The organism is Acidovorax sp. LjRoot117 (genome assembly GCF_964252695.1).
Classification (GTDB): Bacteria; Pseudomonadota; Gammaproteobacteria; order Burkholderiales; family Burkholderiaceae_C; genus Acidovorax.
The window spans coordinates 38602-56819 of record NZ_CAXUPO020000015.1; the positions used below are offsets into that span (position 1 = coordinate 38602).

Sequence of the window (18218 nt, forward strand, 5' to 3'; positions counted from 1 at the left end):
CGGTATCGAACCGCATGGCGGCAGCGTCATCAAAAGGCAAAGGCAGCATGGGTACGCAAGCGCGGCAAGTGCGGGATGGCCTCAGTATTTAACGCCCAGATGACAATGATGTGACAGATTTTGTGACAGCCGCCGGCACCGTCACAGCGCCGGAACGCACAGGCACCAGGTGCTGCTCGAACAGGCGCGCCGCGTGCGCCCAGGTGAAATCCAGCGCGCGGGCCCGCGCCTCGCACCGGGGAATGGCCAGCGCTTCCTGCGCGGCAATGAGCAGGCTGTCATGCAGCACCCCGCCCTGCGGCGCCTCGCCCGCATGGGCCCCGAGCACTTCCATGGGCCCGTCGACCGGAAACGCCGCCACCGGCGTACCGCAGGCCATGGCCTCCAGCATCACCAGGCCAAAGGTTTCCGAGCGGCTCGGAAACACGAACACATCGGCTGCCGCGTAGACCTGTGCCAGCGCCGACCGCTCCAGAATGCCCAGCCAGCGGACCTGCGGATAACGTGCCTTGAGGCGCTCTTCCAGCGGACCGACGCCGCAGACCACCTTCGTGCCCGGCATGTCCAGCTGCAAGAAGGCCTCGATGTTCTTCTCGTACGACACCCGCCCGACATACAGGGCCACGGGGTGGGCCAGCGTGCCGGTGAGCGGGCTGTGCGTCACCGCGCCATGGAAGGAGAACGCCTGCGTGTCGACACCGTGCGTCCACAGGCGCAAATTGCGAAAGCCCCGCTGGGCCAGCATCTGCAGCACGCCCTGCGTGGGCACCATGACACCTGAAGACGGCCGGTGGAAATGCCGGAACAAGGCATACCCCCACGACAGCGGCACGCGCAGCGCTGCCTGCAATATCTCCGGAAAGCGCGTATGGAAAGCCGTGGTGAACGCCAGGCCCTTGCGCAGGCAATGGCGCCGCCCGGCCCAGCCCAGCGGGCCCTCGGTGGCCAGGTGAATGGCGTCGGGCTGGATCTCGTCGAGCATGCGGGCCACCTGCTTTGCGGGGCGCACCGCCAGGTCGATGCCCGCATAGCCCGGGCATGGACGCGTCTGGAACTGGCCGGGCTCGATCACCCGCACCTCGTGCCCCAGCGCCTCAAGCTCCTGCACCAGCTCCAGGAGGGTGGTGACCACACCGTTGACCTGGGGACGCCATGCGTCGGTGACCAGTGCGATTCTCATACCGTAGCCTCCGCTGCCACAGGGGACGCTGCGCGTTGCGGCGCGGGCGCATGCCATTGCACCAGTTCGAGCCGGCCGTCCATGTGCTCGACCAGCGCAGTGCGGCTCTCCACCCAGTCGCCGTCGTTGCAGTACAGCGTGCCGTCGATCTCGCGCATCTCGGCGCGGTGGATGTGGCCGCACACCACACCGCCATGGCCGCGGCGGCGGGCCTCGGCAGCCACCGCCACCTCGAAGTCGGTCACGTAGTTCAGCGCCTTCTTGACCTTGCCCTTGAGGTACGCCGACAGCGACCAGTACGGCAACCCCATGCGTGCGCGCAGGGTGTTCAGGTAGCGGTTGAGCTTGAGGGTGAACTCATACAGGTTGTCGCCCACGTAGGCGAGCCACTTGGCGCACTGGATCACGCCGTCGAAGTAGTCGCCGTGCGTCACCCACAGCGTGCGGCCGTCGGCCGTGGTGTGCACGGTGTCCTCGGCCACCTCGATGCCGCCGAACGAGTGGCCGACGAAGGCGCGGGCGAACTCGTCATGGTTGCCGGGCACGAAGACCACGCGGCAGCCCTTGCGCGCACGGCGCAGCAGCTTTTGCACCACATCGTTGTGGGCCTGGGGCCAGAACCAGCGGCGGCGCAGTTGCCAGCCGTCCACGATGTCGCCCACCAAGTACAGATGGTCGCTGGGGTGGTGCTTCAGGAAGTCGAGCAGGGCCTCGGCCTGGCAGCCGGGGGTGCCCAGGTGCAGGTCGGAGATGAACACCGCCCGCAGATGCCGGTGTCCTGGTGGATGCGCGTCGTCGGCGGCGTCGGCGGCAGGGTCCTGCCCACCTCCCACGTGTGCAGTCCAGTCGCCGAGCGCGTCGAACGCGGCGCGCATCAGGCCCCCAGAAAGTGCTTGCGGTAGCGCGGGTGCAGGTCTGCCAGCCGCATGAGCATGGGCAGGTCTGCCGTGTTGAAGTCCGGGTCCCACGCGGGGGCGCCCAGCACCCGCGCACCCAGGCGCAGGTAGCCCTTGATCAGGGCCGGCGGCTCCACGAAGACCGAGCCGTCCAGTTGGTCGATGGGCAGCGGCAGGCGGGGCAGCACGTGGTATTCGATGGGGGCCAGGTGCGTCTGGCGCACCTGGTTCCAGATGCTGGCGGCGGCATCGCCGCTGATCACGCCGTTGTGCAGCATGGGAATGCTGGCGCAGCCGATCATGGTGTCGAGCTGGTTGCGCACCATGAAGTCGGCCAGCGCGCTCCACAGGGCCATGATCACGCCGCCGTGGCGATGGTCGGGGTGCACACAGCTGCGGCCCAGCTCGACCATGCGGGGGCGCAGGGTGCGCAGGCGGGTCAGGTCGAACTCGGTGTCGCTGTAGGTGCTGCCCACGCGCCTGGCCTGCGCCGGCGTGAGCACCCGGTAAGTCCCAATGACTTGCTGGCTCTGCGCGTCGCGCACCAGGAGGTGCTCGCAATAATCGTCGAACAGGTCCACGTCGTGGCCGGGGATGGGGGTCGTCAATCGAGCGCCCATCTCCGCCGCGAACACATCGAACCGCAGCTTCTGCGCCTGGCGCACCTCGTCTTCATGCCGTGCCCAGGTGACCTGAATCGCACCGCGCTCGGGCGCTGCCCTGGCTGCGCCGGGCACCGCGCCGGGGGATTGCAGGGCGCTGCGGGGCTGCGCATCGTGGGGCAGGATCGGCGTCAAGGCGGACAGCTCATTCATGGTGCAACATCTCCTGATGTAGGGCCGGCGCAGCGAACATTCCCGCAGCGGCCAGGGAACCGGGTCCCTGGGTCGCAGTGTGGGATTCGTCCATGACATCGCCATGTCCACAGCATGTCAGCGGCATGACAGGCAAGCGTTTTCCACGACGCGGGAGCCGGCCTGTGGGCCTGCATAATGGATTCAGGAAACCACGCTGTGCAGACACCTCCTCCCACCCGATCCCGCAGGTCCCTCACGGGCCCCCTGGTGGTTTTTGTTCTGTCGGCGTTGTGTGCGGCCGGGCTGATCTGGACGCTGGAGCAGCAGGAACGCGACCAGCAGCACACGCAGGTGGCCGATATCGCGGGCGACCATGTGCAGGCGCTGCAGCGGGCCATCGAGCTGGCGCTGTCGGCCAACAACACCCTGGTGGCCCTGGTGCGGCAGGGCCAGGGCACCGTGACCCAGTTCGAGGACATCGGCACCCAGATGCTGCCCTTCTACCCGGGCATTGCGGCCATGGGCCTTGCTCCGCAAGGCGTCGTCAGGCAGGTGGTGCCCCGGCAGGGCAACGAGAACATCATCGGATTCGACCAGCTCAACGACCCCCGCCAGGGTCCGGAGGCGGTGCTGGCCCGCGAATCCGGGCGACTCACGCTCGCGGGGCCGCTGGAGCTGGTCCAGGGCGGGCTGGGCGTGGTGGGCCGCCAGCCGGTGTACCTGGACAACGCCCAGGGCCAGCGCACGTTCTGGGGCTTCACCTACGTCACGATCCGCCTGCCGGACGTGCTGGAGGTGGCGCGGCTGCCGCAGCTGACCCAGCGGGGCTACCACTACCGGCTGTGGCGCGTGCGGCCCGGCACGTCCGAAGAGCAGACCATTGCGCAATCCACGCCACCCCCTGCGGCAGACCAGGCCGTCGGGCGCGCGCTCAACCTGCCCAACGGGCAATGGACGCTGAGCCTGGCCCCTGACAAGGGCTGGGGCAACCCCGGCGTACTGGCGGTGCGGTGCGCCCTGGGGCTGGGGTTCGCACTGATGATGGCGTACCTGGCCTGGCTGCTGTTCAGGCTCAAGGCCCACGAAAAAGGCCTGGAGCAGCAGGTCGCGCAGCGCACGGCCGAGATCCAGGCCACGCAGCAGCAGCTGCGCGCCACCATCGACGCCATTCCCGATCCTCTCTTCGAGATCGACCAGGAAGGTCTCTATTGCAGCGTGCACAGCCAGCGGCCCGAGCTGCTGATGGCACCCGCTGCCGATCTGATCGGGCGCAACGTGACGGACATGCTGCCCGCGCTTGCGGCCCTGGCGGTGATGGACGTGCTGCAGGAGGCGCAGCAGCAAGGCTGGTCCACGGGACGGCAGATCATGGTCGACCTGCCCGGGCTGGGCACGAGCTGGTTCGAGCTGTCCGCCGCGCGCAAGGCCACCGCCCCGGGCGATGTACCGCGGTACATCGTGCTGTCGCGCGACATCACCGACCGCAAGCGCACACAGGAGCAATTGCAGCTCACCGCGCAGGTGTTCGACCAGAGCAGCGAGGCCATCGTCATCGCCGATGCGACGCACACGGTGGTGCGCATCAACAAGGCGTTCACCCGCATCACCGGCTACTCCGAGAGCGAGGCCATCGGGCAGTCTGTGCGGCTGCTCACGGCGGCAGAATCGGTGCGCGACTTCGACACCGACACGGTGTACGCCCGTCTCACGCAGGACGGGCGCTGGGAGGGCGAGGTCCGCGGGCGCCGCAAGGACGGATCCACGTACCCGCAATGGCTGTCGGTGAGCAGCGTGCGCGACGGCAAAGGCGTGGTGACGCACTCGATCACGCTGTTTCGCGACATCACCCAGCAGCGCGATGCGCAGGACCGCATCCAGCGCCTGGCGCACTTCGATCCGCTCACCGAGCTTCCCAACCGCGCGCTGCTGGCCGAGCGCGCGCAGCGGCATATCGACGAAGAGCGCTCCCGTGGCGGCACCCTGGCGCTGCTGTTTCTGGACCTGGACCACTTCAAGAACGTCAATGACTCGCTGGGCCACCGCATCGGCGACATCCTGCTGGTCGCCGTGGCGCGGAGGCTGCAGTCCCTGCTGCAGCCGCACGACACGGTGTCGCGCCTGGGCGGCGACGAATTCCTGCTGCTGCTGCCCGCCACCTCCGCAGCGGCAGCGGCAGAGGTGGCCAACCGGTTGCTGACGGCAGTGGCCGAGCCTTTTCAGCTGGACACGTACGAGCTCACGACCACGCTGTCGGTGGGCATTGCGATGTATCCGGCGGACGGTGAGTCGTTCGACACGCTGTACCAGCGGGCAGACGCGGCCATGTACCGCGCCAAGCAGAACGGCCGCAACAGATACGGCTTTTTCACCGCCGATCTGGAAGCCCGCACCGCACGGGCCCTGCAGATCGAGAACGCCCTGCGCCGCGCCCTGGAGCGCAACCAGTTCGAGCTGCACTACCAGCCCCAGGTGTCGCTGGACAGCCGCAAGCTGATGGGCGCGGAAGCCCTGCTGCGCTGGCGCCACCCTGAGCTGGGCATGGTGTCGCCGGCCGAGTTCGTGCCGGTGGCAGAAAGCAGCGGCATGATCGTCGCGATCGGCGAATGGGTGATCCGCACCGCGGTGAGCGACATCAAGCGCTGGCTGGACATGCAGCTGCCACTGCGCGCGGTGTCGGTCAATGTGTCGGCCGTGCAGTTCCGCCACCCGCAGTTGCCGGAGATGGTCACGCGCTGCCTGGAGCAGGCCGGGCTGCCCGCCCGGCGGCTGGAGCTGGAGCTGACCGAAGGCGCCGCGGTGGACGACCCCGCCGCCGCGCTGGCCATGATGGACCAGCTGCACGACCGTGGCGTGCGCCTGTCGATGGACGACTTCGGCACCGGGTATTCGTCGCTGAGCTACCTCAAGCGTTTCCAGATCTACAAGCTCAAGATCGACCAGTCGTTCGTGCGGGACCTGGAAGACGATGCCAACGACCGCGCCATCGTGAGCGCCATCATCCGCATGGCCCAGGCCCTGGGCATGCAGACCACGGCCGAGGGGGTGGAGACCGACGGGCAACTGGACTTTCTGCGAGCCCAGGGGTGCGACGAGGGCCAGGGCTATCTCTTCAGCCGCCCCCTGCCCGCCGCCGCGTTTGAGGCGTATCTGCGGGACCAGCTGCGCCTGCCTGCCTAGGCAGCCTCCGGGGCGCGGGGAAAGTGGGGCCGTTCCGCGCTGGCCGCCGCATCGCAATGCACAGGCCGGCCTTCAGGCTGCGCGCCACACCCTGGCAGGAACGGTTGTAAGGCAGCACTGCTACACTTTGGTACAAATTTTCTGCCGCCCGGCTTTCCATTTTTCCCGGTTCCATGTCCGCGCCCTACGGCGCTCCAGAGTTGCAGCGTCCTGGAGCCGCCCCCCAAACGCCTCTGCAGCGCGCCTTGCGCGAACAGCAAACCTTGCTCGACAGTGCAGGCGTGGGCATTGTCTTTCTGCGCCAGCGCAGCGTGGTGCGCTGCAACCAGCGGTACGCCGAGATCTTCGGCTATGCCGCCCCCGAGCGTTTGGTCGGGCTGAACACCGAAGCCTTCTACCCCGACAGAGACTCCTTCCGCGAGCTGGGGCGCACCGCCTATCCCGTGCTGGCGCAAGGGCTCTCCTTCCGCGTCGAACGCCCCTTGCGCCGGCGTGACGCCAGCCTGTTCTGGGCCAGCCTGACCGGGCGCCTGATCAACCCGCACGACACGGCCGAAGGCTCGATCTGGATCGTGGACGACATCGACGAGCAAAAGCGCGCCGCCGCCGCGCTGAACGCGGCCGTGACGGAAAAGCAGTTGCTGTTCGACAGCGCCATGGTGGGCATCGTCTTCCTGCGCGAGCGGCAGCTGACGCGCTGCAACCACCATTTCGAGCAGATGCTGGGCTACCAGCCTGGCGAGCTGGTCGGCAGCCCGTCGCGCCGCTGGTATGCCAGCGATGCGGCCTGGGACGAAGTGGGACGCCGGTGCTATCCCCCCATGGCAGCGGGCCTGACCTACGAGGGCGAGGTCGAGCTGCGCCGCAAGGACGGCACCCCGGTGATCTGCGAAGTGCGCAGCAAGTCGCTGGACGCGTCAGACCCGTCCCAGGGCACCATCTGGATCACCATGGACATCACCGAGCGCAAGCAGGCCCAGGCGGCCCTGGCGCGCGCACACGAGGACCTGGAGCAGCAGGTGCAGGACCGCACCCGCGAGCTGCGCGAGACGGTGGACGACCTGCACCGCGAGATCAACGACCGCAAGGCCGACCAGGAGCGCATCTACTGGCTGGCCCACTACGACGCCCTGACGGGCCTGCCCAACCGCACGCTGCTGTCCGAACGCGCGCAGCAGGCCATTCGCGTGGCGCAGGAAGGCAACACGCCCCTGGCCGTGATCTTCCTGGACCTGGACCACTTCAAGCACGTGAACGACTCGCTGGGTCACCGTGTGGGCGATTCGCTGCTGGTGGAGATCGCCAAGCGGCTGCGCGCCGTGGTGCGGGACAAGGACACGGTGTCACGCCTGGGTGGCGATGAGTTCGTGCTGCTGCTGCCCGGGGCCAACGCCCACGGCGCGGCCCGCGTGGCGGGCAAGCTGCAGGAGGCCTCGCGCCAGCACTACCAGATCGATCACCACGAATTGACCATGGCGCCGTCCATGGGCATTGCGCTGTTTCCGCAGGACGGTGCGGACTTCGACACGCTGACCCAGTCGGCCGACGTGGCCATGTACCGCGCCAAGCTCGACGGGCGCAACACCTTCAAGTTCTTCACGCCGGAGATGCAGGCCCAGTCCGTGCGCGCGCTGCAGCTGGAGAACGCCCTGCGCCGGGCCCTGGAGCGCAACCAGCTCCAGCTGCACTACCAGCCCCAGATGAGCCTGACCACGGGCGCCGTGCGCAGCGTGGAGGCCCTGCTGCGCTGGAACCACCCGCAACTGGGCGGCATATCGCCGGCCGAGTTCATCCCGATCGCCGAGGACAGCGGCCAGATCCTGCAGATTGGCGAATGGGTGCTGCGCACCGCGCTCGCGCAGCTGAAGGTGTGGCGCGCGAGCGGCTTCCCCCGGCTGATGATGGCGGTCAACCTGTCGGCCATCCAGTTCCGGCAGCCGCAGCTGCCCGAGATGGTCAGCCGCACCCTCGCCGAGTTCGACCTGCCCCCCGATGCGCTGGAACTCGAGCTGACCGAAGGCGTGGCCGTGGACGACCCCCATGCCGCCGTGGCCACCATGGACCAGCTGCATGCGCGCGGCGTGCGCATGTCGATGGACGACTTCGGCACGGGCTATTCATCACTGAGCCAGCTCAAGCGCTTTCAGATCTTCAAGCTCAAGATCGACCAGTCGTTCGTGCGGGACCTGGGCGACGCGGGCAACGACCGCGCCATCGTGAGCGCCATCATCCGCATGGCGCAGGCGCTGGGCATGCGCACCACGGCGGAAGGCGTGGAAACCGAAGGGCAGCTCGCCTTCCTGCTGGAACAGGGCTGCGACGAAGCGCAGGGCTACCACTTCAGCATGCCGCTGGCAGCGCCCGAGCTGGAAGCCTTCATGCGCCGGCTGGCGCACTGACACGCCAGCAGGCACGACGGCAGCGCTGCAGCACGGCCGGCAGAACGCGAGGGCAGCGCCGGCCCGTGCCCGCCCAACCGTCGCCTTCAGATAAAAACAGGCTCTACCGCTTGATGGACAAGCGCGGGCAGCTATATTTTCAATAGCAAACGTTGCTACGTCGAGGCACGGGGCATGTCAGCCCATGCGACCGTGGCGCCATGGCGCCCACCCAAAGCGTGCGCACCCACCTGCCACCACGCGCTCAGCGGATCGGTACGGCGTACATCAGTCCCTGCTTGTTCCACTGGTTGTTCAGGCCGCGCGGCAGCCCCAGCGCGGACTTGGGGCCGACGTTGCGCTCGAAGATCTCGCCGTAGTTGCCGGTGGTCTTCACCGCCCGCAGCAGCCAGTCGCGGTCCAGGCCCAGCAGCTTGCCCGTGTCTTCCGACGTGCCCAGCATGCGCTGCACCACGGGATGGGTGCTGCTGGTTTTCAGCTGCTCCGCATTCGCCTGGGTCACGCCGTATTCCTCGGCCTCGATCAGGCCGTAGATCACCCACTTCACCACGGCGAACCACTCGTCGTCGCCCCGGCGCACCAGGGGCCCCAGCGGCTCCTTGGAGATCAGCTCGGGCAGGATGGCATGGGTGGCGGCGCCATCGCGGATGGTGCTGCGCAGCGAGGCCAGGCCCGACGCATCGGTGGTGTAGGCCGTGCAGCGGCCGGCCAGATAGGCACTGGTGGCGGCATCGATCTTCTCGAACATCACCGGCTTCACGTCCAGGCCGTTCGTGCGGGAGTAGTCGAGCAGGTTCTTCTCGGTGGTGGTGCCCGACTGCACGCACACGGTCTGCCCCTTGAGCTGGCGGGTGCTTTTAATCTTGCTCTTGGCGGGCACGATGAAACCCTGCCCGTCGTAGTAGGTCACCACGGTCTGGTGCAGGCCCAGCGAGGCGTCGCGGGTGAGCGAGAACGTGGTGTTGCGCGAGAGCACATCCACCTCGCCGGACTGCAGCGCGGTGAAGCGCTGGGGCACGTCCACCGGCACGTACTTGACCTTGTGCCCATCGCCGAGCACGGCCGCAGCCAGGGCGCGGCACACGTCCACGTCCAGGCCCGACCACTTGCCGCTCGCGTCCGCCATCGCAAACCCGGCCAGGCCGGTGTTGACGCCGCACACCACCTGCCCCCGCGCCTTGATGCCGTCGAGCGTCTTGCCTGCGTGCGCGGCGGGCACCGCAGCCACAGCCGCCAGCGCGGCCCATCCCATCACAGCGATCCGGTGCCAAAATGTCTTCATGCGGAGGTCTCCGGGGAAAGTTCAGAGTGCGGGCGCTGCGGCGGGCCCGGGGCCGTGCAGCACCTTCTGCAGGAATTGCGCCTGCCCCATGCCGGGGTCCAGAGTGTAGGCCGCGAAGCCTTCGCGCTCGTACGCGCGCAAGGCACTGTGGTTGCCCGACAGCACCTCCATGGTCAGCTTGCAGGCGCCCCGCTCCCGGGCGATCACCTCCACCGCCTGCAGCATGCGCTGCGCGATGCGGTGGCCGCGCCACCCGGGCGCCACGGCCACGTCGTGCACGTTGACCAGCGGCTTGCAGGCAAAGGTGGAAAACCCCTCGAGGCAATTGATCAGCCCCACCGGAACCTCGCCGTGCGGCGCGGCAGCGTCTGCAGCCCAGGCGATCACGCTGAAGGCCTGGGGGCGCTGCCGCAGGGCCGCGGGCAGCCCCTGCTTCACTTCGTCGCTGAGCGGCTTTCCGCCGCCCGCTGCGTCGCGTGCATAGCCATCGAGCAGATCGACCAGCGCCCGCGCATCGCGGGCGTTGGCAAAGTCGACGCGGCGGACGTGGATGGCCAGGGGTGTCGAGGTGGAAGTCAAAGCGGTAGACGGCATGAGAGGAATCCTGAGCGGCGGCCGAGGAGCTTCAGCCGCAAAAGTGACAGCGTACCGGATCGCCCACCCCGCCCGCTCGCCGCCAGGCCGAGCGAAATGGATGAACTAGGGATGGAGGGCTGCGCGGCGGCGCTGAACGGCGTTTGGGGCTCGGCGTGCCGGAAGCGAGGTGCTTGTTGGCGCGATCAGCCCGCTCGGGCCGCATCCGCGAGCCTTTGCGCGCACAGGCTGGCCTGCTGGGCGTCGCGCGCCTCCACCATCACCCGCAGCAAGGGCTCGGTGCCGCTGGCGCGGATCAGCACCCGGCCTGACGAGCCCAGCTCTTGCTCCACGCTGCGCGTGGTGTCTTCCAAAAGGCGATTGGCTTTCCAGTCCTGGCCCGGCGCCAGGCGAACGTTGAGCAGCACCTGCGGGTACAGCGTGATCTCGGCCAGCAGCTGGGACACCGTACGGCCACTGCGCACGCAGGCCTGCAGCACCTGCAGCGCACTCACCAGGCCGTCGCCCGTGGTGTGGCGGTCCAGGGCCAGCAGGTGGCCGGAGCCCTCCCCGCCCAGCACCCAGCGGTGGCGGGCCAGCTCTTCCAGCACGTACCGGTCGCCGACCTTGGCGCGCACGAACTTCACGCCGCGTGCCTGCAAGGCGACTTCCACCGCCATGTTGGTCATCAGCGTGCCCACCACGCCAGGCACATGCTCGTCGCGGCCCATGCGGTCGGCGGCCATCAGGTACAGCAGTTCGTCGCCGTTGTACAAACGGCCCGTGGCGTCCACCACCTGCAGGCGGTCGGCGTCGCCATCCAGGGCAATGCCGTAATCCGCGCGGTTGGCACGCACCGCCCGCACCAGCGCATCGGGGTGCGTGGCGCCCACGTCGCGGTTGATGTTGAGGCCGTCCGGCGAGCAGCCGATGGAAAGCACCTCGGCCCCCAGTTCGTGGAATACCTTGGGCGCCACCTGGTAGGCCGCGCCGTGTGCAGCATCGACCACGATCTTCAGGCCCTTGAGCGTGAGGTCCTGCGGAAAGGTGCTCTTGCAGAATTCGATGTAACGGCCGGCCGCATCGTCCAGGCGCCGCGCCTTGCCCAGGTTGGCGGAATCGGCCCACACCGGGGGCTCGGCCAGGGCGGCCTCGACGGCCAGCTCCCAGGCATCGGACAGCTTGGTGCCCTGGGCACTGAAGAACTTGATGCCGTTGTCAGGGTAGGGGTTGTGGCTGGCACTGATGACCACGCCCAGGCTGGCCCGCTGGGCCCTCGTGAGGTAGGCCACGCCCGGCGTGGGCAATGGGCCCAGCAGCACGACGTCCACCCCGGCGGAATTGAAGCCGGACTCGAGCGCGCTCTCCAGCATGTAGCCCGAGATGCGGGTGTCCTTGCCGATCAGCACCGTCGGGCGCTCTTCGGTGCGGCGCAGCACGCGGCCCACGGCATGGGCCAGGCGCAGCACAAAATCCGGGGTGATGGGGGGCTGGCCCACCGTGCCGCGGATGCCATCGGTTCCAAAATATTGGCGCGTCATGTTGGAGCGTCTCCTCGTGTATCTCGTTGTTGGTTGTTGGCTATTTATTGGCTACCGGTCGCGGGCCACCCTCGGCGCCCTCGAATCCGCTGCGCCTGCGCCTTCGGGCGCCGGCTGCATCCATCTCACTGCATCGGCCCCCGGCTTGCTGCATGGCACGCACTCCACACCTTCAATGCCGAGGCGGTGTCTCGCACGTCGTGCACGCGCACGACCGACGCACCGCGCTCCACCGCCAGCACGGCAGCGGCCACGCTGGGCACCATGCGCTGGTCCACCGGGAGGTCCGTCACCGCACCCAGCGACGACTTGCGCGACCACCCGGCCAACACTGCATGGCCCGCATCGCGCAGCCGTTTCTGGTGCGCGAGCAGGGCGAAGTTCTGCGCCACGGTCTTGCCAAAGCCGATGCCCGGGTCGACCACGATGCGATCCTTGTGCACGCCTGCGGCCAGCAGATTCTGCGCCGACAGCTGCAAAAAAGATAGCACCTGCGCCACCACGTCGCCCTCCATCGGCGCGGCCTGCATGGTCTGCGGATCGCGGTGCATGTGCATCAGGCACACGCCACAGCGCGGGTGCGCGGCCACGGCGGCAACAGCGCCCGGCTGCCGCAGGGCCCAGATGTCATTGACGATGTCAGCACCCAGGTCCAGGACGGCTTGCATGACCTCAGGCTTGTAGGTATCTACCGAGATCGGCACGCCGAGGCTGACCGCGTCGCGCACCAGCGGCACCACACGGGCGAGCTCCTCGTCCAGAGGGACCGCCGGACTGCCAGGGCGCGTGGACTCCCCCCCGATATCGAGGATGTCCGCGCCGTCCTGCAGCAACTGTTCGCAGTGCCTCAATGCGGCCAGCGTGGACCCATGGTGTCCGCCGTCGGAGAACGAGTCCGGCGTGACATTGACGATCCCCATGATCTGCGGACTGCTGAGGTCGATGACGAAACGGGAGGTCTGCCAGATCATGGTCTATCGCAGGAAAAAGACTCTGTGGAATTGGGCTGCAGCGGGACGGCCCGCCCGGATGGCATGGATCGGAGCGGCCGGCAAACGCGGGGCATCATGCGGCGCGCTGAAACAGAAAAACGGGGCACAAGGCCCCGTTCATTCAGCGATGGGAACGCACCCCAGCCGTCAGGCAGCCGAAGGAGCGGTGTCCGTGGCAACGGCCGGTGTGCCGCCGCTGGAATTGTCGCCACCCGACGAGGGGGGCGTGCGTGGCGTCCAGTCCTTGGGTGGACGTGGTTCCTTGCCAGCCATGATGTCGTCCAGCTGCTCGGTATCGATGGTTTCCCATTCGAGCAGGGCCTTGGCCATGGCGTGCATCTTGTCGCTGTTCTCTTCGATCAGGCGGCGGGCCAGGTTGTACTGCTCGTCGATGATGCGGCGCACTTCCATGTCGACCTTTTCCATGGTCTGCTCGCTCATCGTGGTGGTCTTGGTGACCGAACGGCCCAGGAACACCTCGCCTTCGTTTTCCGCATAGACCATCGGGCCCAGGGCATCCGTCATACCGTAGCGGGTGACCATGTCGCGCGCAATGTGCGTGGCACGTTCGAAGTCGTTGCTGGCGCCGGTGGTCATCTGGTTCATGAACACTTCTTCAGCGATGCGGCCACCGAACAGCATGCTGATCTGGTTGAGCATGTACTCGCGGTCGTAGCTGTAGCGGTCCTGTGCCGGCAGGCTCATCGTCACGCCCAGGGCACGGCCACGGGGAATGATGGTGACCTTGTGCACCGGGTCGCACTTGGGCAGCAGCTTGCCGATCAGGGCGTGGCCGGACTCGTGGTAGGCCGTGTTGCGGCGCTCTTCCTCGGGCATGACCATGCTCTTGCGCTCGGGACCCATGAGGATCTTGTCCTTGGCCTTCTCGAAGTCCTGCATTTCCACCGTGCGCGCATTGCGCCGGGCCGCCATCAGGGCCGCCTCATTGCACAGGTTAGCCAGGTCGGCACCGCTCATGCCGGGCGTGCCACGGGCGATGATGCCGGGCGCCACGTCCTGCCCGATCGGGATCTTGCGCATGTGCACGTTCAGGATCTGCTCACGGCCCCGGATGTCGGGCAGCGTCACGTACACCTGGCGGTCGAAGCGGCCAGGGCGCAGCAGGGCGGCGTCCAGGATGTCCGGGCGGTTGGTGGCAGCCACCACGATCACGCCCAGGTTGGTCTCGAAACCGTCCATCTCGACCAGCATCTGGTTCAGGGTCTGCTCGCGCTCGTCGTTGCCGCCGCCCAGGCCCGCGCCACGCTGGCGGCCCACGGCGTCGATTTCATCGATGAAGATGATGCAAGGAGCGTTCTTCTTGGCGTTGTCGAACATGTCGCGCACACGGGCCGCGCCCACACCGACGAACATTTCCACGAAGTCCGAACCCGAGATGCTGAAGAACGGCACCTTGGCTTCGCCCGCGATGGACTTGGCCAGCAAGGTCTTGCCGGTACCGGGAGGGCCGACCAGCAGCAGGCCGCGCGGAATGCGCCCGCCGAGCTTCTGGAACTTCTGCGGGTCCTTGAGGAAGTCCACGACTTCCTTGACTTCTTCCTTGGCCTCGTCGCAGCCAGCCACGTCCGCGAACGTGACCTGGTTGTTGTTCTCGTCGAGCATGCGCGCCTTGCTTTTACCGAAGCTGAAGGCACCGCCCTTGCCGCCGCCCTGCATCTGGCGCATGAAGTACACCCACACACCGATCAGCAGCAGCATGGGGCCCCAGCTGACCAGCAGGGTCATGAGCAGGGAGCCTTCTTCGCGGGGCTTGACGTCGAACTTGACGTTGTTGTTGATGAGGTCGCCCACGAGGCCGCGGTCGAGGTAGGTGGCGGTCGTGCGGATCTTGCGGTCGTCGTTGGTGACGGCCACGATCTCGGTGCCGCCCTGGCCTTCCTGGATGGTTGCACTCTTGATGCGGTTGCTGCGGACTTCCTCGAGGAACTCCGAGTAGCCGACGTGGCCTGCGCTGGCGCCTGCACGGGTGTCAAACTGTTTGAACACCGTGAAAAGCACCATGGCGATGACCAGCCACACGGCAATTTTTGAAAACCACTGATTGTTCAAGCGGGGCTCCAGTTGCAGGAAACAGAAAACGGACACACTGCCGTCACGTCACGGCTTGCATGTGTGGCCCATTTTAGGTCTTTCAAGCCACCCGGCCATAGCTATTCCCCCTATCGGCCATGGAAACAGCACGGACTTTGCGGCCATCCGTCACGCTTCTTGACCCCGGACAAGGCGATTCAGGCGGTTTTCTTGAGCCCCATCCCGACCAGGAAGGTTTCCGACGACTTGTCGCGCGACGCCTTGGGCTTCAAGGGTTTCACCACCTTGAAGGTCTGCTTGAAAAGCGTCACCAGGTCGCTGTAGCCGCTGCCATGGAAGAGCTTGACCACCAGCGCGCCATCCGGTTTCAAATGGTTGCAAGCAAAATCCACCGCCAGCTCCACCAGATGGGCGATTCGCGCTGCGTCGGCCGACTCGATCCCCGACAGATTGGGCGCCATGTCGGACACCACCACATCCACCACCTTGCCTGCCAGGGCTTCTTCCAGCCGTGCGAGGACATCGGCCTCGCGGAAATCGCCGTTCAGGTACGTGACGCCTTCGATGGGCTCCATGGGCAGGATGTCCAGCGCGATGATCGTCCCGTTGAGCTGCCCCGCTGCCGCCCCGGCGGGTGACATGCGGCGGCGCAGGTACTGGCTCCAGGCGCCGGGGGTCGAGCCCAGGTCCACCACGGTGTGGCCCGGCTTGACCAGCCCCAGCTGCTCGTCGATCTCCTTGAGCTTGTAGGCCGCCCGTGCGCGGTAGCCCTCCTTGTGGGCCAGCTTGACGTACGTGTCGTTCACGTGGTCGTTCAACCAGGCTTTGTTGACCTTCTTGCTCTGCGTTTTGACTTTCATACGGCCGTATTGTCTCCCGACACGCAAGATGACCGGGGCACCGGACGGCAGGCCGCGGATAATACGGCCCATGCCCCAAATTCAACTGACCCCCGCCGAGCGCCGATTTCACCGCGCTGATGCCCACCATCTGGACCCCGTGGTCCTGGTCGGCGGCGACGGCCTGACCCCTGCCGTCAAAAAAGAGATCGACGCTGCGCTCAATGCCCACGGCCTCATCAAGGTCCGTGTGTTCGGCGATGACCGCGCAGCCCGCGAGCTGATGTACCAGGAGCTTGCTGCCGACCTCAACGCCGCCCCCGTGCAGCACATCGGCAAGCTGCTGGTGCTGTGGCGCCCCGTGCCCGCCAAGGAAAAGGCGGTGGATGAAGACCGCATGCCCGGCCCGCGCGACGTGAAGGTGCTCAAGTTCAGCAAGCGCGGCGGCCAGCGCCCGGAAATCAAGCAATTGCGCGTGCTGGGCAACCAGCGCCTGACCTCCGGCGGCCAGATCAAGCGCGCCAAGCCCAAGCAAAAGTCCATCAAGAAGCGCCAGGCCGACTGATGGGCCTGCCCGCAGTCTCTGCAGAACCTGCAGCTTCTGCCGCCCCACCCGGCCCGGCCGGCCCGGCGCCCGTGCGCCACATCCTGTGCATGAAGTGGGGCACGAAGTACGGCCCCGAGTATGTCAATCGGCTGTATGCGATGGTGCGAAGGCATCTGGCGGGGGACTTCCGCTTCGTCTGCCTGACGGACGACAGCGCGGGCATTCGCGCCGAGGTGCTGTGCCTGCCCATCCCGGCGCTCGACCTGCCGCCCGGCATTCCGGAGCGCGGCTGGACCAAGCTGGCCACCTTCGCCGCTGATCTGCACGGGCTGCGGGGCACCGCCTTGTTCCTCGATGTGGACGTGGTCGTCACCGGTAGCCTGGAGGGGTTCTTCACCCAGCCCGGCCAGTTCCTGATCATTCACGACTACAAGCGCCCGTGGCGCATCACCGGCAATTCATCGGTCTACCGGTTCGAGCTGGGTGCGCACCCGGACGTGCTGGAGCATTTTCGCGCGCACTTTGCCGAGATCCGGCAGGAGTTTCGCAACGAGCAGGCGTACCTGTCGGACTTCCTGCACAAGCAGGGCAAGCTGCAGTACTGGCCCGCCGAGTGGTGCCCGAGCTTCAAGTACCACGGCATCCCGCCCTGGCCCACCAACTACTGGCGGCCTCCTTTTGTGCCGCCGGGGGCCCGCATCGTGATCTTTCACGGGGAATGCAATCCGCCCGATGCACTGGCAGGACGGCGCAATCGGCGGTTTCGCTATATCCGCCCGGCCACGTGGGTGGCGGAACACTGGCGGGAATAAGACAGACGAGGCGCGTGTTGCAGGGCACTGCACCGCCCCCCACGACGCCAGGCGTTGCGGTGACTGGCTGACGGCGGCACCGAAGCTTGGGCGCGCACGCCACACAGCACCGCCGCCCGCCCCGGGCAGCGCCCCTTCAAACGGTTCGACGCAGCGTCAGTGCCCGTCGACAGGCGCGCCGGCCGCATCGTCCGCTGGCGACCCGGGCGCATCGGTGGCCCCTGGGCGCAAGGTGCTCCACAGCACCGCCAGGGCGCAGCCCCACTGCAGCACATACATGACGGACCCCACGCTGTGCCACAGGCGCAGATCCTGGCGGGCCACGATGCGCGGCGCCACGCCGAACTGGGACAACAATGCCAGCAGCATGCCCCCCAGTATGAAAACCATAGCAGCCTGCGCCCACGGGTATTGCCGTACCGCGTGTTTGGGACGCGACATCAGCAGCAGCACCACGCAGCATGCGACCGCCACCCAGGTCTGCGCGGCGAACAGCCTGGCGGCCATGTTGCCGGCGATGGACGGGGACGGAAGGTGGGCAAAAAGCAGCGGCACCACCAGGAATCCGATGGTGGTGAGGCTGCCCCACCACAGGGCCGCCACGAGGGCGGGAAGACGCTGGCGCATGCCCGGGCCGGTCACTGGTAGCTCACGCCCACCACTTCGTAGCGGCGGATGCCACCGGGCGCCTGCACTTCGGCCGTGTCGCCCTCTTCCTTGCCGATCAGTGCACGGGCGATGGGGCTCGAAATATTGATCAGGCCCTGCTTCAGATCCGCTTCGTCCTCGCCCACGATCTGGTACTTGACGGCTTCGCCGGACTCTTCGTCCTCCAGCTCGACCGTGGCGCCGAACACCACCTTGCCGCCGCCGTCCACAGCGCTGGGGTCGATCACCTGCGCCACCGAGAGCTTGCCTTCGATTTCCTGGATGCGGCCTTCGATGAAGCCCTGGCGGTCCTTGGCAGCGTCGTAGTCGGCGTTTTCGCTCAGGTCGCCCTGCGCACGGGCTTCGGCGATGGCGGTGATCACTGCGGGGCGTTCCACGGTCTTGAGGCGGTGCAGCTCCTCCTTGAGCTTCTCCGAGCCGCGCTTGGTGATTGGAATGGTGGCCATGTTTTTCGTCTCCATA

Annotated in this window: 15 protein-coding genes; 4 read left to right on the forward strand and 11 right to left on the reverse strand. The window is 67.2% G+C overall.

Translation table 11 applies throughout. The features are described from left to right. Positions 1–88: 88 nt before the first annotated feature. The 3 genes from ACSQ3D_RS24980 to ACSQ3D_RS24990 are packed head-to-tail and all read right to left on the reverse strand — an operon-like array spanning position 89 to position 2891. Positions 89–1180, reverse strand: a complete 1092-nt coding sequence (locus ACSQ3D_RS24980) for a glycosyltransferase family 4 protein (RefSeq protein ID WP_056413263.1) — start codon at positions 1178–1180, stop codon at positions 89–91. Beyond that, positions 1177–2055 carry a UDP-2,3-diacylglucosamine diphosphatase gene (locus ACSQ3D_RS24985; RefSeq protein WP_056163685.1) on the reverse strand — a complete coding sequence of 293 codons (879 nt, stop codon included), beginning with the start codon at positions 2053–2055 and terminating at the stop codon, positions 1177–1179. The genes ACSQ3D_RS24980 and ACSQ3D_RS24985 overlap by 4 nt, the downstream gene beginning before the upstream one ends. Beyond that, entirely contained in the window at positions 2055–2891 is an 837-nt protein-coding gene (locus ACSQ3D_RS24990; RefSeq protein WP_436128628.1) for a GNAT family N-acetyltransferase, read from the reverse strand. The genes ACSQ3D_RS24985 and ACSQ3D_RS24990 overlap by 1 nt, the downstream gene beginning before the upstream one ends. A 177-nt stretch (positions 2892–3068) precedes the next feature. Here ACSQ3D_RS24990 and ACSQ3D_RS24995 point away from each other — a divergent pair, with 177 nt between their 5' ends. After that, positions 3069–6050, forward strand: a complete 2982-nt coding sequence (locus ACSQ3D_RS24995) for a bifunctional diguanylate cyclase/phosphodiesterase (RefSeq protein ID WP_436128629.1) — start codon at positions 3069–3071, stop codon at positions 6048–6050. A 173-nt stretch (positions 6051–6223) separates the two neighbouring features. Continuing rightward, the gene (locus tag ACSQ3D_RS25000) at positions 6224–8449 is read left to right on the forward strand and encodes an EAL domain-containing protein (RefSeq protein WP_396505784.1); all 2226 of its coding nucleotides are present in this window, start codon (positions 6224–6226) and stop codon (positions 8447–8449) included. 244 nt (positions 8450–8693) lie between these two features. Here ACSQ3D_RS25000 and ACSQ3D_RS25005 read toward each other — a convergent pair whose 3' ends face one another. The 6 genes from ACSQ3D_RS25005 to ACSQ3D_RS25030 form a co-directional block, all read right to left on the reverse strand. Continuing rightward, positions 8694–9731 (reverse strand): amino acid ABC transporter substrate-binding protein, encoded by a 1038-nt coding sequence (locus tag ACSQ3D_RS25005; RefSeq protein ID WP_436128630.1) that lies wholly within the window; start codon positions 9729–9731, stop codon positions 8694–8696. 21 nt (positions 9732–9752) lie between these two features. Beyond that, on the reverse strand, positions 9753–10325 hold the full coding sequence (locus ACSQ3D_RS25010; RefSeq protein ID WP_436128631.1) for a GNAT family N-acetyltransferase: 573 nt from the start codon (positions 10323–10325) through the stop codon (positions 9753–9755). A gap of 185 nt (positions 10326–10510) precedes the next feature. Then, positions 10511–11845, reverse strand: a complete 1335-nt coding sequence (gene glmM, locus ACSQ3D_RS25015; protein ID WP_436128632.1) for a phosphoglucosamine mutase — start codon at positions 11843–11845, stop codon at positions 10511–10513. A 125-nt stretch (positions 11846–11970) separates the two neighbouring features. Beyond that, positions 11971–12816, reverse strand: a complete 846-nt coding sequence (folP, locus tag ACSQ3D_RS25020) for a dihydropteroate synthase (RefSeq protein ID WP_436128633.1) — start codon at positions 12814–12816, stop codon at positions 11971–11973. Between the two features lie 168 nt (positions 12817–12984). Further along, positions 12985–14907: an ATP-dependent zinc metalloprotease FtsH gene (gene ftsH / locus ACSQ3D_RS25025; RefSeq protein ID WP_056413293.1), complete on the reverse strand. Its 1923-nt coding sequence runs from the start codon at positions 14905–14907 to the stop codon at positions 12985–12987. 179 nt (positions 14908–15086) lie between these two features. After that, the gene (locus tag ACSQ3D_RS25030) at positions 15087–15749 is read right to left on the reverse strand and encodes an RlmE family RNA methyltransferase (protein WP_056413296.1); all 663 of its coding nucleotides are present in this window, start codon (positions 15747–15749) and stop codon (positions 15087–15089) included. 70 nt (positions 15750–15819) lie between these two features. Here ACSQ3D_RS25030 and ACSQ3D_RS25035 point away from each other — a divergent pair, with 70 nt between their 5' ends. Both ACSQ3D_RS25035 and ACSQ3D_RS25040 read left to right on the forward strand, forming a co-directional pair. Further along, positions 15820–16293, forward strand: a complete 474-nt coding sequence (locus ACSQ3D_RS25035) for a YhbY family RNA-binding protein (protein ID WP_056413300.1) — start codon at positions 15820–15822, stop codon at positions 16291–16293. Further along, positions 16293–17087 carry a glycosyltransferase gene (locus tag ACSQ3D_RS25040; RefSeq protein WP_436128634.1) on the forward strand — a complete coding sequence of 265 codons (795 nt, stop codon included), beginning with the start codon at positions 16293–16295 and terminating at the stop codon, positions 17085–17087. Before ACSQ3D_RS25035 ends, ACSQ3D_RS25040 begins: the two co-directional genes overlap by 1 nt. A gap of 156 nt (positions 17088–17243) precedes the next feature. On the opposite strand, the gene ACSQ3D_RS25045 is transcribed toward ACSQ3D_RS25040, so the two are convergent. Beyond that, complete coding sequence (locus tag ACSQ3D_RS25045; RefSeq protein WP_056413505.1) at positions 17244–17714, reverse strand: DUF4149 domain-containing protein; 471 nt, start codon at positions 17712–17714, stop codon at positions 17244–17246. Between the two features lie 11 nt (positions 17715–17725). Further along, a complete protein-coding gene (greA, locus tag ACSQ3D_RS25050; protein WP_056413507.1) occupies positions 17726–18202 on the reverse strand; it encodes a transcription elongation factor GreA in 477 nt (158 codons plus the stop codon). Positions 18203–18218 lie beyond the last annotated feature (16 nt).